The sequence below is a fragment of the Microbulbifer mixtoriginis (SeqCode) genome, assembly GCF_052466695.1.
On record NZ_CP174285.1, the window covers coordinates 4,293,348 to 4,307,581 of the forward strand.

The 14,234-nt window shown below is 47.9% G+C and carries 14 protein-coding genes; 4 read left to right on the plus strand and 10 right to left on the minus strand.

All coding sequences use genetic code 11. The features are described 5' to 3' along the window. Nucleotides 1-97: 97 nt before the first annotated feature. Nucleotides 98-520: an ExbD/TolR family protein gene (locus ACJJI0_RS18755; protein WP_252084556.1), complete on the plus strand. Its 423-nt coding sequence runs from the start codon at nt 98-100 to the stop codon at nt 518-520. Here ACJJI0_RS18755 and ACJJI0_RS18760 read toward each other — a convergent pair. Further along, complete coding sequence (locus ACJJI0_RS18760) at nt 490-909, minus strand: tryptophan 2,3-dioxygenase family protein (RefSeq protein ID WP_444883760.1); 420 nt, start codon at nt 907-909, stop codon at nt 490-492. The genes ACJJI0_RS18755 and ACJJI0_RS18760 overlap by 31 nt on opposite strands. Before the next feature lie 58 nt (nt 910-967). Then, entirely contained in the window at nt 968-1,144 is a 177-nt protein-coding gene (locus ACJJI0_RS18765) for a tryptophan 2,3-dioxygenase family protein (RefSeq protein WP_252084558.1), read from the minus strand. 126 nt (nt 1,145-1,270) lie between these two features. On the opposite strand from ACJJI0_RS18765, the gene ACJJI0_RS18770 reads away from it, so the two are divergent. The 3 genes from ACJJI0_RS18770 (at nt 1,271) to ACJJI0_RS18780 (ending at nt 4,680) form a co-directional block, all read left to right on the plus strand. After that, nucleotides 1,271-2,518: a Zn-dependent hydrolase gene (locus ACJJI0_RS18770; protein ID WP_444883761.1), complete on the plus strand. Its 1,248-nt coding sequence runs from the start codon at nt 1,271-1,273 to the stop codon at nt 2,516-2,518. A gap of 85 nt (nt 2,519-2,603) precedes the next feature. Further along, nucleotides 2,604-3,524 (plus strand): dimethylarginine dimethylaminohydrolase family protein, encoded by a 921-nt coding sequence (locus ACJJI0_RS18775; protein ID WP_252084560.1) that lies wholly within the window; start codon nt 2,604-2,606, stop codon nt 3,522-3,524. A gap of 376 nt (nt 3,525-3,900) precedes the next feature. Next, nucleotides 3,901-4,680, plus strand: coding sequence for an enoyl-CoA hydratase (locus tag ACJJI0_RS18780; RefSeq protein ID WP_252084561.1), 780 nt, complete (start codon nt 3,901-3,903; stop codon nt 4,678-4,680). Nucleotides 4,681-4,716: 36 nt separating this feature from the next. Here ACJJI0_RS18780 and glpQ read toward each other — a convergent pair whose 3' ends face one another. The 8 genes from glpQ to ACJJI0_RS18820 form a co-directional block, all read right to left on the minus strand. Next, a complete protein-coding gene (gene glpQ, locus ACJJI0_RS18785; protein WP_252084562.1) occupies nt 4,717-5,814 on the minus strand; it encodes a glycerophosphodiester phosphodiesterase in 1,098 nt (365 codons plus the stop codon). Between the two features lie 190 nt (nt 5,815-6,004). Beyond that, the gene (locus ACJJI0_RS18790; protein ID WP_444883762.1) at nt 6,005-7,636 is read right to left on the minus strand and encodes a long-chain-fatty-acid--CoA ligase; all 1,632 of its coding nucleotides are present in this window, start codon (nt 7,634-7,636) and stop codon (nt 6,005-6,007) included. A 347-nt stretch (nt 7,637-7,983) separates the two neighbouring features. After that, nucleotides 7,984-9,444 carry a M48 family metalloprotease gene (locus ACJJI0_RS18795; protein WP_444883763.1) on the minus strand — a complete coding sequence of 487 codons (1,461 nt, stop codon included), beginning with the start codon at nt 9,442-9,444 and terminating at the stop codon, nt 7,984-7,986. Between the two features lie 28 nt (nt 9,445-9,472). After that, entirely contained in the window at nt 9,473-10,135 is a 663-nt protein-coding gene (locus ACJJI0_RS18800; RefSeq protein WP_252084566.1) for a hypothetical protein, read from the minus strand. An 11-nt stretch (nt 10,136-10,146) separates the two neighbouring features. Next, on the minus strand, nt 10,147-10,815 hold the full coding sequence (locus ACJJI0_RS18805; RefSeq protein WP_444883764.1) for a hypothetical protein: 669 nt from the start codon (nt 10,813-10,815) through the stop codon (nt 10,147-10,149). A 23-nt stretch (nt 10,816-10,838) separates the two neighbouring features. Beyond that, complete coding sequence (locus ACJJI0_RS18810; protein ID WP_252084568.1) at nt 10,839-11,843, minus strand: VWA domain-containing protein; 1,005 nt, start codon at nt 11,841-11,843, stop codon at nt 10,839-10,841. Further along, nucleotides 11,840-12,922 (minus strand): VWA domain-containing protein, encoded by a 1,083-nt coding sequence (locus ACJJI0_RS18815; protein ID WP_444883765.1) that lies wholly within the window; start codon nt 12,920-12,922, stop codon nt 11,840-11,842. Before ACJJI0_RS18815 ends, ACJJI0_RS18810 begins: the two co-directional genes overlap by 4 nt. Next, nucleotides 12,912-14,216: a hypothetical protein gene (locus ACJJI0_RS18820; protein WP_444883766.1), complete on the minus strand. Its 1,305-nt coding sequence runs from the start codon at nt 14,214-14,216 to the stop codon at nt 12,912-12,914. Before ACJJI0_RS18820 ends, ACJJI0_RS18815 begins: the two co-directional genes overlap by 11 nt. Between the last annotated feature and the right edge of the window lie 18 nt (nt 14,217-14,234).

Consider the following 14,234-nt stretch of genomic DNA (forward strand, 5'->3'; position numbering starts at 1 on the left):
TTGTACTTGCAATGCCTGGCGATTCGCGGCAATCTTGCCCACCAGATGAGACCGGTTAAACCGGCACCCTTGGTATTTGATAACAGCACGGTGTTTTATGAGTAGACGACGCGGAAAGGCCGTAGAAGAAGAGAAGGCGGATATCGACCTAACGCCCATGCTGGACGTAGTGTTCATCATGTTGATCTTCTTTATCGTAACGGCGTCCTTTGTAAAAGAGAAAGCGTTGGACGTAAATGTGCCTGATCCGAACCAGACCCAGGACAACCCGCCTGATTCAGATAAGCAAAACATCCTGCTGGTTGTGAACGCCAACGATGAGATCAGTCTTGCTGGTAGCCGTATTGATAGTCGCGCTGTTCGTGCCCGTATCGCGCAGCTGTATGCCGAGAATCCTCAAGCTATTGTGATTGTACGTGCGCATAACAAGTCGAGTGCGGATACTTATGTACAGATCGCGGATGCTGCTAAGGAAGTGAATCCGGCTATTCAAGTTTCCCTGGTGCCTTTCGAGAAGTAAACCAGAGAGAAGCGAGCGAGCCTTCGCATTGCATAAAAAAAGCCAGCAATATGCTGGCTTTTTTTATGCCTGCTGCTAATTACTGAGTCCCCGCAACGGGAGCCTTCAATAGCGCAGGAAAGGCGAACGGTAAAAATTGCTTTTTGCCCGCTCATGGCCGATCCGCCAGTGCCTGCTTTGCTTCCATCCTTCGCTCTACCATTATTGTTGTAAAGAACAGTCGATATCGAGCAGCCCTCACAGATCTCATTCAGCAGGGGATCATTGTGATAGATACCAATCAGAACCTTTATCTCGCAGAACTGAAATGACTGAAAGCCGCTAGCGGTTGAGAGCCGGTCCCTGAAGGATAAGAATTCCAGTAGTGTCAGCGTTTCAAGAATATCCACTTATTGAATCAGCGTGCGGTAAATTTTACCCACTCGCTTAAGGGGATGTAAGGCGCGGTCAACTGAAGAGCCATACCAGGAAGCTCTGTTCATGTAACATCTGCTTAAACCAGAGCTCGAAGCTCTGGTGTTTCACAATAAACAGAGGTTCATCGTGCTTAGAGCCATCTGATAGGGGCTTCTGACACCCTAGCAGCTCGTCTATTTTCAAGTATGAGCTATCAGTGAGAGTCATTTGGTAAATTCTGGTCGAGTTTTGATCAACGGCGAAATAATGCTCTCTTTAATCTGTAAGGATCAAAACATAACTTTTGCCAAAGTGATTAATATGATCCTCAATATCAGGCCCGGAGCTTTTTGAATGGAAAACCCCGCACAACAATTGCGTATTGATGGCACACGTCTCTGGCAAAGTCTTATGCAAATGGCTGAAATTGGTGCAACCCCTGCTGGGGGTTGTAACCGGCAGGCTCTGACTGATGAGGATCGTAAAGGGCGCGACCTGTTTGTACGCTGGTGCCGGGAAATCGGTTGTGAAATTCGCGTGGATCGCATGGGGAATATCTTTGCTCGCCGTTCCGGTACCGACAATAACCTCCCCGCAGTGATTACAGGATCGCATCTGGATACCCAGCCCACTGGCGGCAAGTTTGATGGAGTTTACGGTGTGCTGGCCGGCCTCGAAGTATTGCGCACCCTTGAGGAGGGTGGGGTTCGAACCAAGGCACCCCTGGAAGTGGTGGTGTGGACTAACGAAGAGGGGGCTCGCTTCTCCCCAGCCATGGTCGGATCCGGTGTTTGGGCGGGGGAGTTTAGCCTCGATTATGGCCACAGCCGCATGGATAAATCTGGCATAACCATTGGCCAGGAGCTGGAGCGTATTGGGTATTTAGGTCCTGAACCGGTCCAGCCGGCACCTATCAAAGCGGCCTTTGAGGCGCATATTGAGCAGGGACCTATTCTGGAAAAACAGGATCAAGTGATTGGAGTCGTTACCGGGGTGCAGGGAATCCGCTGGTACGATGTGACCTTCTTTGGTACCCCCTGTCATGCAGGGCCCACCCCAATGGAGGATCGTCGCGACCCTGTCCAGGCCATGGCGTGGCTGTGCGAGAAACTATATGGGGAAGTGAAGGCTTACTCCGAGGATGCCCGGATTACCTGTGGCGACTTGCGTGCAGAACCGGGTAGCCGCAATACCGTACCGGAAAAAGTAGTGCTCGCATTGGATTTACGCCACCCAACACCGGAGGGGTTGGAGCATTTACACCGCACTCTCTACCGGGTAGCCGAGCAGGCGCAAGAGGCCAGCGGTGTTGTTATCGATGTGCGCGAAGAATGGTTCTCACCACCGGTGGCTTTTGATAAAGACTGTATTGAGGCGGTTGACAGTGCGGTACAAAACCTGGGTTATAGCAATCGTAAGATGGTTTCTGGAGCTGGGCACGACTCGGTATATATCTCGCGGGTTGCACCCGTGTCTATGATTTTCGTTCCCTGTGCGGGGGGGCTTTCACACAATGAAGCGGAGTCGGCTGAGCCAGGCCACTTGGAAGCGGGCTGTAATGTTTTGTTGCACGCCATGTTAAATAGCGCCGAAGCGGGCTGATTATCCTTACTAGCCAATATGCAATAAGAACGCCTGGTAAGCCTAAAAGGTTGGCTGGGTTCCTATCAATAGATTTAGGTTGATCATGAGTGAATTTACCTTGAAGTACCGCAAGGATAACGGTGGTACAGCTCCACTGACTAACTGGGGAATGGACTCGGAGTACGGCGTATTGCGCGATGTACTCATCGGGCCGGTGGATAACTTCAGCTGGCGCACGGGAAATGCCAGTGCACGCCGAGCTGAACGCTTAGGCATGCAGTTCGATCACAAAGTGGCTGAGATGCAGCATAAAGAAATGCTGGATGCCTATCGCCATGCGGGAGTGACTACCCATTTGATTCCGGCAGACAGCAGCTTGCCCTATCAGATCTACGGACGTGATTCTTCGGTAATGACGCCCTGGGGACCTATTGTTACGCAAATGTTTAGCCCTTGGCGCCGGGGGGAGTGGGCCCCTATCGTTAAGAAGTATGCGGAACTGGATATCCCCATTTATGATGTCATCACCGCCGGCTCTCTGGAAGGTGGTGACTTTATGGTGCTTGAGCCGGGAGTGATTCTGTGCGGTTATTCTGGTGAGCGCACCAGTCCTCAGGGCTTTGCGCAGATGAAGAGCTGGGTAGAGAAGGAGGGTTGGGAGGTAAAGGGCTACCAGTTTGACCCCTTCTTCCTGCATATCGATGTTATGGTGGCAATGCTGGCGGAAAAGCTTGCGGCCATCTGTGTTGATGCCGTCGAGCCGGAGCTGGTGCAGTGGTTTAAGAGTCGCAATATAGAGATTATCGATATTCCTTTCCCGCAAGTACTGGAACTGGGAGTTAATGTGGTGGCCCTGGGGAATGATCGAGTGATGCTACCCAAAGCCAATACTGGCCTCGCGGAGAAGTGTCGGGCCCATGGTCTTGAGGTAATTGATCCGGATATCTCCATGATTACTCCCGGAGGTGGTGGTGTTCACTGTATGTGCCAGCCTCTGCGTAGAGAGTCCGCGCTAAAGCCCTAACAAGTGCCCTGAAAGAATAGCTCGGTGATCTATGAGCCACCGGGTTATTCCCGTCAACGAATGTGGTTGGTTATGAACTCGCCTCTGGGCTTATAGTCGTTAATATGAATCGCCTGTCAAAGGCGGCTCGCGGCTATACACCCGGTTATCAAGCCTTTTGTGCTAACTAATAAGATAAAAGTGGTTTCCCTTGGGAAAGGCATAGAAATTTCGCGCTAATCAACGGAAATCTGTTTATTTGTGGTTGCACACTTAGGCCAAGATCCTATTAGTATTCCGGAAGCACTATCAGAAGCTCTGCGTTTACTCACAGCTCTGTTTTTTTGGCCGCTGCGGCTGTCTATCAGTCTTAAATGATTCGAACCCGGAGAACATTATGCAAAGCGCATGTGCGGAAATTCAGGCCCAGGTAAACGAGCGTATCCTGGAAATAACCATCAATCGCCCTGAGCGCAAAAATGCACTGACTATGGCTATGTATACTGCCATGGCAGAGTTGCTCAATAGTGCAGTCAATAATAGTGAAATCCGCGTAGTTATTCTCACTGGTGCCGAGGGCATTTTTACCAGTGGCAACGATTTGACAGATTTTCTCGGTGGCTCTGCAGAGGGTGAGGAGTCTCCGGTATTCCAGTTTATGAGCGCACTTTACAACTTTCCCAAGCCAGTGGTTGCAGCAGTGAATGGCCCTGCAGTGGGTATCGGTACCACTATGCTGTTGCACTGTGATCTGTCATTTGCCGGACATGATGCCCTGTTCCAAATGCCGTTTGTCAACCTGGGGTTATGCCCTGAGTATGGTTCCAGTTACTTATTGCCTCGTATTGCCGGCCACGCAAAAGCATCGGAATTATTGCTATTGGGCAAAAAGTTTAGTGCTCAGGAAGCTGTGGAGATCGGTATCTGTAATGCGGCGGTGGAGCCGGAGCAGGCGATTGTTCGGGCCCGAGAGGTGGCCGCTGAGCTAGCGGCGAAGGCACCGGCTGCCGTGCGGCTTTCCAAGCAGTTATTGCGTCGCGCAACCCAGGAAAAGGGTTTGGAGATTATTCAGGAGGAGGGTCGCCATTTCCAGGACCGCCTCACTTCTGAGGAGTTTAAAGAGGCGGCTACTGCCTTTATGGAGAAGCGCCCTGCAGATTTCTCAAAGTTCGATTAAAAAAGTGGCCGCTGATGCGGCCACTTTTTTGTTTGCTTAATATCTGCGTTTTCTATGGTGAGGGCGAGAAAGGTAATTGACAGCTTGATCGGGCTGGTCAGTAAAAATTCCATCGACGCGCAGTTGGTAGGCGGCAAAGTGGAGGAATTGGTTAAAACTATCGAATTCCTCTGGAAGCTTCTCCGGGTCGGCACGAAAAGTATAGGGGTGAACTTGGAGATCCCTGCGATGGGCACGGCGGACGATATTATTGGCCCTTGGCTTACCATCCTCAACTTCTATTAACATGGGGTACCAAGGGCCGATGCCATCGGCATAGCTGGTGATTTTGCGCATGCCTCCAGGCTCCAGCATCCAATCGTAATCATAATTTTGAATTATGCCATCAATCTCAATCAGTTTTTCCCCCCAGCTGGTTGCAGCAATAAGCTGAACGAGGGAAAGATCCATCCCCATGGCGGGCATTAGTTCAAACTTGATACGTTGTAACTCTTCTGCATCGAAGCACTGTAAAAAAACTTTTTGTTGTTTGTCGCTATAGCCGTATTCCTTAAGTTTTTGCAAAGCGATTGTGGCGATATCTTTTCCTTCCCAGTGGTGGAAGTATGGTTTTTTTATTTCTGGATAAATACCAATTTCATATCCAAGGGATTTATTTAAACCCTGGATGAGTTCTATTTCTTCTTCGAAAGTGGATAGTTGAAAACTGGATTTCCATAGGGGGAAGCGATGCGGATATTTTGCCTGAGGCCCATCCTCGCCTATTGAGAAAGCTTCGCTAACACGGAGCTTTTTTAATTCTTCCAGCGTGAAATCGATAGTGTAGTAATGCCCATCTTCACGAGCTCGTCCAGGAAATATCTCTGCAACATTGGTGGTGCTATCGAGGTAGATATCATGCATCACGATCAGGTGATTATCTTTGCTAAGAACCAGATCCTGCTCAATATAATCTGGTCGCATAGCATAGGCCATGGCCTTTGCTTCGAGAGTGTGCTCTGGTAAGTAAGCAGAGGCACCACGATGAGCAATAACCAAGGGGGATTCGGCTCCAGCGGTACTGTTTTCAGCACAGGTGATATTTGCACTGGCAGAGCCAATGAGTAATAAGGTAGACAGAATTCTTTTGAACATTTGTAAGAGATCCCAAATAAGTGTGGGAAGCTTTCTAGCAAAAGAATATGACAGAGATATATCAATGCTAAAGTGGTTAAATATAGTGTGAACCATAGGGCATTTAGATTTGCTCAACGGTTTCAAGTGGCAAACCGGGCTTATTGCCCGGTTGAACTGGTTGTAAGACGCTTGCCTTTCTGATGGCAATTTATACTGATACTTCTTGAGGCCAGAGGTGTTGTGCAAATTGCTGCCGCAAGTCTTTCTTGCTAATTTTTCCCGTAGCGGTATGGGGGATTTCTGAGGTGATGATACAGTCATCAGGAATCCACCATTTTGCGAAGCGTCCGTGAAAAGCGGCGAGAATCTGTTTGGCTTCGAGCTTTTCGTCGGTCTCTGGCACCACGATCAATAGTGGCCGTTCGGCCCATTTTTCATGAGCGACACCTATAACTGCTGCCTCGGCAACTCCATCAAGGGTTATAGCGAAATTTTCAAGCTCAATGGAAGATATCCATTCTCCCCCAGATTTAATCACATCCTTGGTTCGGTCGGTGATGGTCAGAAAGCCTAAAGAGTCTATAGTGGCCACATCGCCGGTATCAAACCATCCGTCCACCGTGAGCGCAGACTCTTCGGCTTTATAGTAGCGTTCGCAAACCCAAGGGCCTCTTACCTGTAGTGTGCCAAAAGCAATACCATCGTGAGGAAGGGGGCTGCCGAGAGGGTCTACAATTCGCATTTCTACTCCAAACCCCGCACGGCCCTGCTTCAGGCGCAGGGCCTTGGCTTCATTCTTAGGTAAATATTCATCTATGCGGGCATTGTAGGTACCAAGTGGGCTCATCTCTGTCATACCCCAGGCATGATGGGTATAGACACCATGCTTTTCTTCAAACTCTTCCATGATACTCCAAGGGCAGGCAGAGCCGCCGACGACCACACGGTTCAAGCTAGAGACCTTTTCTCCACTTTCACGCAAATATTTGAGAAGTGCTAGCCAAACGGTGGGCACGCCAGCGGCGATGGTGACTGACTCTTGTTGTATAAGTCTACTAAGCGTTTCACCACAACCCATTTTAGGGCCTGGTAAAACTAACTTAGCGCCAACAGCAGGTGCCGCGTAGGGAATGGACCAAGCATTAACATGAAACATGGGCACTACGGGAAGGATGGCTTCATCGCGGCGTATGGCGAAGACATCGGGCATTAGTACCCCGTAGGTGTGCAGTGTCATTGCTCGGTGAGAGTAGAGGACTCCCTTAGGGTTCCCTGTGGTGCCGGAGGTATAACAGAGAGCGGCGGCACTTTGCTCATTCAGTTCCGGCCAGTGGAAATCGCCAGAATGATTATCGAGAAGCTCTTCATAGCAATAGTAATTATGTAGAGTGCTTTGGGGCATATGAGCCCTGTCGGTTAAAACGATGAAACCCTCTACGCTGTTGAGTCTATCAACCATTTTTTCAATAAGCGGAACAAACATTGGGTCGATAAACAGCCAGCGATCTTCGGCATGCTCGACAATATAATGAATTTGTTCAGGAAATAAGCGTGGATTGATGGTATGGCAAACAAATCCGCTACAGGAAGTCGCATAGTAGAGTTCAAAATGACGATGGTCATTCCAGGCCAGAGTGCCGATACGATCTCCATTGTTAGCTCCAAGTCTGGCTAGGGCCTGGGCAAGTTGGGCAGAGCGTTTAAAGGCCTCTTTGTAGGTGTAGCGAAACTGAGGATTATCCTTAGTAATGGAGACAATTTCACTATTGGGTGAATTACTCAAGGTGTGCTGCATGATACCGGTTAGGGTAAGTTGTGACTGCATCATCATGCCGTTCATTTAAAGCTCCTATTATTATGGTTTTTAGCACTTGATCTATATAGGGTTGTGCGGATCGATATTTATGCCTTGCTATGAATGAAGAATAAAAAGAATACATTGTACTGTGCATAAGTTGTGAATATGTTTCTATGCACTTAATTAAAGTATCCATACACCACTGATGTTACTGGTATAGAGTGTTCTTCAATTGTGAGTAAGGTAGACCAATGGGTCTCTATGGAGAATGAAAAATTCTGCACGTATAGTGAATTCCGTAAGTTATTATTTAATTTTCCATACGGTATTTCTCAGGTATACAGAATATTGCTACAAATGCCAAGAATAATTGAAAGGTGGTAGCTTTTTTACTGGATTATTTTGATCCATTCACCGGGCTCTGGTTCGCCCCGAGGATAATAACCATTGAGAAGTCGCAGCTGTTCCTCAGCATATTCACCAATTTCCATGTGTCGTGCCAGGGAGGAAAAGGTAGTTTTTTCTGTGGCTTTTACGTAGCGCAGTCGTCTTATATCCTTCTCTACAATATCGGTTTCCCGCAAGGGTCTGAAACTGCGAATACTGGTTAAAAATAGTGTGTCATAATGTTCAAGATCATCCTTTTTCTGCGATGATGCATTGGCCACTTTACCTTCCAGCATAAATTGACGGCTGCCATAGTAGATAATTGCAACTCGATCTAGATCAATATTATTCTTTTCAAGTGGTGGGACTTTACCTGTGTGTCCCTCTAGTCGGTATTGATTTAGTTTTTCATCTTGTTCCAGCTTGCGTAAATCGTACTGCTCACGCAAGGCCATATCTGCGGGTTGATTCCCCTCACGCTTAGCGACCTTAATCGTAATTGTTGCTGATTGGTCAGGAGCTGTGCCTACGATGGAGGAGCGTTGATTGGCTACTGTCCAACCATCAGGAAACAGCAGTGAGAAGCCTAAACGTTTATGATTAAAACGATTTTTATTGGATTGCCTGGCATTATCACCGTAAACAAGACCATCAGTTTTTTCACGGTAATAGGCTACTTTAACATCCTTGCTCTCTTCAGGTAGGGTACCTGCGGCCTTGACTACTTCCTGTAGACGAATATCGTTGCGTGGGTGAGTAGAAAAAACGCCATGATATGTCTGCGGTTTTTTACCCTCCACACGCGCCCGTCTGCGGGCGAAGATTTCCTGATCTTTTAGTATGCCAATTACATTGAGCATTGCGGTGGGATCATAACCGGCTTTGAACATATACTGCGCACCAAAGCGGTCTGCCTCCAACTCCATTTCCCTCCCATAACCTTTCACCGCAGCAGTACTCCAGAGATTTGCTGCATCACCAACAACCCGGCTACCTGTTACCAATACAGATAATACTGATGCGGCACTGGCACCAGTGGCAGCGGTTTTTTGACGAACGGCATGGCGTGCAGTGATATGGCCTATCTCATGGGCGAGCACAGCTGCCATTTCTGCTTCGGAGTGAAGGTAAGTCAGCAGGCCGCGATTGATATATACATAGCCTCCAGGTAGGGCAAAAGCGTTGATATCCTGGCTATCGATAATCGTGAAGTGATACTTGATGTCGGGCCTATCGCTGGCTGCCGCTACTTTTTGCCCTACGTGGTCAACATAGGCGGTGAGTACTGGATCCTGGTAGATAGGGGTGCTTTCGATCAGCTTTTCATGCATTTCTTTGCCGATAGAAATCTCTTTATCCTCGGACATCAAGACCAGATCGGGTCGGTTGGTGGCCGGGTTGAAAGCACATGCAGTACATACAAAGACCAATAAAAAGACGTACCACCGAAAGAAATTTTGCATTAACCCTGCCTCCCTGCTTATTTATTGTTTAAGAACTGCTGCCTGCTGCGGGTACCAAAAATTGCTGTAGCTGCACGGCCATCCCTTTACAAGCATTGTTTTGTACCCGTGCGATCAGGGGGATTGGTATTACGATGGCGGGCATATAAGATGTGCCTTTGGCATCTGCGCTCAGCTTTCCGGACAGCTCTCGATCGCGAAAATCCCATACTGATGCTTCATAATCAGATTCCTTATCCCAGGTACCGAAACCGAAACAACCAGCTCCGCCAGTACTGATCGTGCAGCTTATTGAGCCGGCACTGGCAGTGGTTTCTGTAGAGCCGTCTATCCAGACGATGTATTTCACCCCATAAGACTCCATACGTTCACGGACCTCTTTGTTTTCCATAAGGCGATCGAGTGAACGCACATGCATGGGGGCGGTTCTTGGCTCGAACCAGGGATACATAAGATCAACAAACTCTTTTTCGGGAATAATATTAACCCCCATCTCAGGATTGTGTAATTCTCTGCCAACACAGTCGATAAGATTGGGTTCCGTTTCGTAATCACTGGAATGGCGACGCCCTAATATCACCACGGAATCCCCAGCCGCAAGTTCACCATCGCTACGTCTGTATTCATCAATAACTACAGTGGTGCATCCGCTAAGGATGAGCAGGGATATAACAATTAATGGCTTGAACACGATGAAACCCTCTATTCAGCCTGTGGGGACTTTACTTTAAATTCCTGTAATGACGCAGATCTAATCCTGCCAGAGAGAAATGCCTGTAGCTCGGGAACCTTTTCGAAACCTGTATATAAGGTTGCACCTGCATCGCGAAGAGCAATATTGATTGCCTGGGTTAAGGCCTGCTCTTGGGACTGTAAAAAGGCGGTTGGTGTTTTACCGTAAGCAGTGATCACCCAGTTGGCAACTTGGTTTCCCTGGGAGTCATAGGCGTTCATATCATATTTGATCCACACCTCAAAAATATTGACTCTTGTTTCTCTGGGCATGGTGAACTGAAGTTCACGGACTTCCGGAACTATAACAAGCTCAACATTAGCGGGGACATCTTTAGGGTATTCAGAAAGTGAGATAGTATTGACAAACATAGAGCGGAGAACTGTTTCAAATAGATTTCCCTGTGCTCTGCCAGTATTTATTTTCCATTCCTCTCGGTCCTCACTATCCTCCTGATAGGTATAATTTTTGAAATCCTCGCTCAGATAGATACCCACTGAGAGTGGAAATTGATGACCTACAGGGGCGGGATAGTTTCCTTCAACCTGAACCGTATGGGAGCAGGCCGTAACAATTAGAGAGAGAAAAACCACAATCGCCAGGTGAAATGTGGGTGTCTCCTTTATCCTGTGCTTCATGCATGACTCCTGATAACAATCAGCTAGCGAAAATCATTAAGTCCAACAAAAGTGCCACCATTACGATAGGTTAGTTCTCTCATCAGCGCGGCAAAACGTAATCCGGTAGTTTGCAAATGCGGAGGCCTGGAAAACTGTATTGGGAACCCTACTGCGTGGATGCGAATATTGCGTTTACCCTCTCCATGTTGGGCATTGACTCGATCCACAGCCAACATGACATTGCGAATTGATTTCCCTGTAAATTCATCACCTAATACATAGATGCTAATTTTTTTACTGGGATCGTAGAAACTACGCACGGCTTTTTGTATGCCCTCTACAGGACTAGAGTTACTGAAAGGGTTCCATGTTTTTAATCGTTGGAGGATCGCCTGGCGACGTCCAGGGGTATCGGGGATCCACTTGTTGCGGTAATTGAAAAACATGTAATCCCCCATGTCATTCATTACCTGAATACCTTTGACGTTGGGATACAGGTCTAAAGTATTGACCATTTCCGCCATCATGCGGTCCCAACCATAGTTAAACATACTGCCGGAGGTGTCGATAATGAAAAGAATGTATTCACTGTCGACTGGTATACCACCTATGACATTATTTTTACGCTGGTAGTTTTCGCCGAGTAGGCGACGCATTTCTTCGGTCATCGTCTGAAGAGCGATAGTCAATTCACCCTTCAACTTGCCTTCCTGGCTTTGTCCTTCCGTTTTACTGGCGTAGACGGCCTGCAGAGCTTGAAGTTCTCCACGTAGATTGGCAATGCGCTTGCGCTCAATGTCAATCTGTTCGCGCTTGGCGTTGAGGTCCCGGTTGAGGACGGTGGTTTCACCACGAATTTCTGCGATTTGTTCTTGAAGCTCTATAACCTGAGCCTCCAGATCTATCTCCGCTTCTTCCAATACAATGGGCTCGGCTGTTTTGGCAATCATTAACAGCAATACAATAGCGCCAAATCCACAGCAAATGACATCGAGAAAGGAGATGCTGAATTCTTCTTGGCGTTTTTTCTTTGAAGAACCAATCATGGCCAATCCCTTGATGGGGCGAGAAAAGATCCTTGAGTTTGCATGGCCAGTTTCCAGTATTCACTGGCCGCGAAAGGGTCGCCTTCCATTGGAGTGAGAATGATATTGATCGGAACATTCTTGGGAAGCACTTTAACCGCACGTTTGAATAAATTACGGCGTTCCCTACCTGAGACAGTGGCACTTCTGGGTGGCTTCATACCTTGTGTAGGCAGGCCATCGGTGATCAAAATAATGTTATCGGGTAAAGGTGTCATGGCGTGAATGGCATTGAATACCCTTTCTAAACTAGTGCCATTTTCTGGCACGATTTCATCCAATTGTTTGATTGCTTTATCCAACTGGTCACGATCATCTACATTGAGCCAGCGATCTTCCGTCCCGGTGATTGCGGCGCGAAAAGATGTATTGAAAGTATAGATCTGGTACTGACTGTCTGGTGGTAACTGGGCGGTGAGCCAGGAAACGGTATTGATGGCCCGACGCCATTTTTCTGTCTGACGTTTAACCCTTGATGACATATTGCGGGCGCGAATAACTTTGATAAGTTCATCACCGAGCATTGAAGCAGAGGCATCAAGTAAAATCAGGATGCGATTACCACCAAGTCGAAGCCCTGTAAGGTATTGACGGTCACCATCTCCACTATATTTGCGGACATTGTTACCGAGCTTCTTATTTTCTTTCTCTAAGTCCTTTTTGGCCTGTTCTAATTTTTTGAGTTTGTCTTGTAATCTTTTTATGTCTTCCTTTTCATCAATACTGTCCACTTCGGCAATATTGCCTTTTACCTCCTCTATTTGTTCGAGTATACGACGTGCAAGTCCTTGTGCCTCTGCGAGTTCATCGCTGACGATATCCAAGGTGTTGCGTGCCAATACAAGGTGCTCCTCCCCAATTTCAACCTCTTCCTGTAGCAGGTTGACTTCAGCGCTCAAGTCCTCAGTTTCTACTTCGATTTCGTGATCGGAGCCATGCTTAATAATTAGAAAAATTAGTGCAACCGCACCAAATCCACAGGACATAATGTCTAGAAAAGATAAGCTGAAGGTAGAAAAGCGACGCTGTTTACGTCTCATAGCGTTCCACACTGATTGCAGTTATGACGTCATGGCGATCTGCAATTCCGATCTTATCTCCGGCGTTTAGGTTAACCGGTGCTGCAATTTCCTCACCGTTAAGCATCAGACGAATTCCCGCATCTACTCTTAATGCAAGACGCCCCGCATGGTTGGTAACCGTCGCTGCTGGGTGCTCAGGAGGGGTGGGAGTAACCTGAAATTTATCTTCGTGCCAGAAAACAAATAGTGGTTGTTGTGCGGCAAGGGCGCGATGGCCATATAAAAGATGTGTGGCTACGGCTTCTGAAGGTGCCTCTAAATGTAGGCTGATTTCACTTTCCGGGGCGGCTCTGACACTGCTCACTAATCGCAAAGCAGAGTCAGTACTGCGCAACTCTTTCCAGCGATTCTTAATAGATTGGGCAGTGCTGTCCCTGGATAGAAGATGCATACGCTGGGCTATCTGCAGACCACCGGGAATTTCTGCCCAGCGATGGGATATAAAGCTCACACTGCCACTATCTGCAAGGTTTTCAATCATTGCCCGAACACGGGAAAGAATAGGAGCTGTAGCGTCCTGAAGTTGGCGCAAAGATATTTTTGCCGTACGATCATCTAACTCTGCAAGAACCTCTCCCTGACTCATTGCGCGGCTGACCCACTGGGGCATCAAATCATAGAGTTGCTGTTCGGATTCTGCAGAGTGCAGTGGATCAAAACGACACTGCATAACGAAAGCATCCGTGAAAACTCTTGCCCAGGCCTCTTGAAAATGACATAGGCCTGCATCTGCAACACTCTCCGATGATTTTACGGTGGCTTGGTTATCCACCGAAATACGGGAAACGAGAGTTTGATGTAGTTGCAGTTCTACATGCATTTGCAATCCAGCGGGGGCCAAGTCACCAATAGCAGCACTGGCAGAGTCAACCAGGCCAACCACATTCATATTGCTTTCTTTAATAATCCCGAGTAACAGCGCTAATTGCTCGCGGGTAAAATTGCCTGGTACTGCTAGCACCAGTTCTTCGGGAAGATCACAGTGTTCGGATATTTCTTGTAAGTGGCAGTAGGCAAGATCGGCATGGTGGCGGCAGCGCTGGTTGGTTGATTTTAAAGATTCTAAACTCAGCCTTCGCCAAAACTGGTTGTTGACTTGGGTGGGGTGACTGCGGGCACGCATTTGCGCTGCGGTGCCTATGTGAATACGTCCCGGTTCAATTACCGCAATACCGGGGCTTTCCAGAACTTCCGTGGTATCGATAAAAACTCTTAAACCACAGTCATTGATTTCAAGGACACCTTGTCCCATGGAGTATTCCTCGCGGCG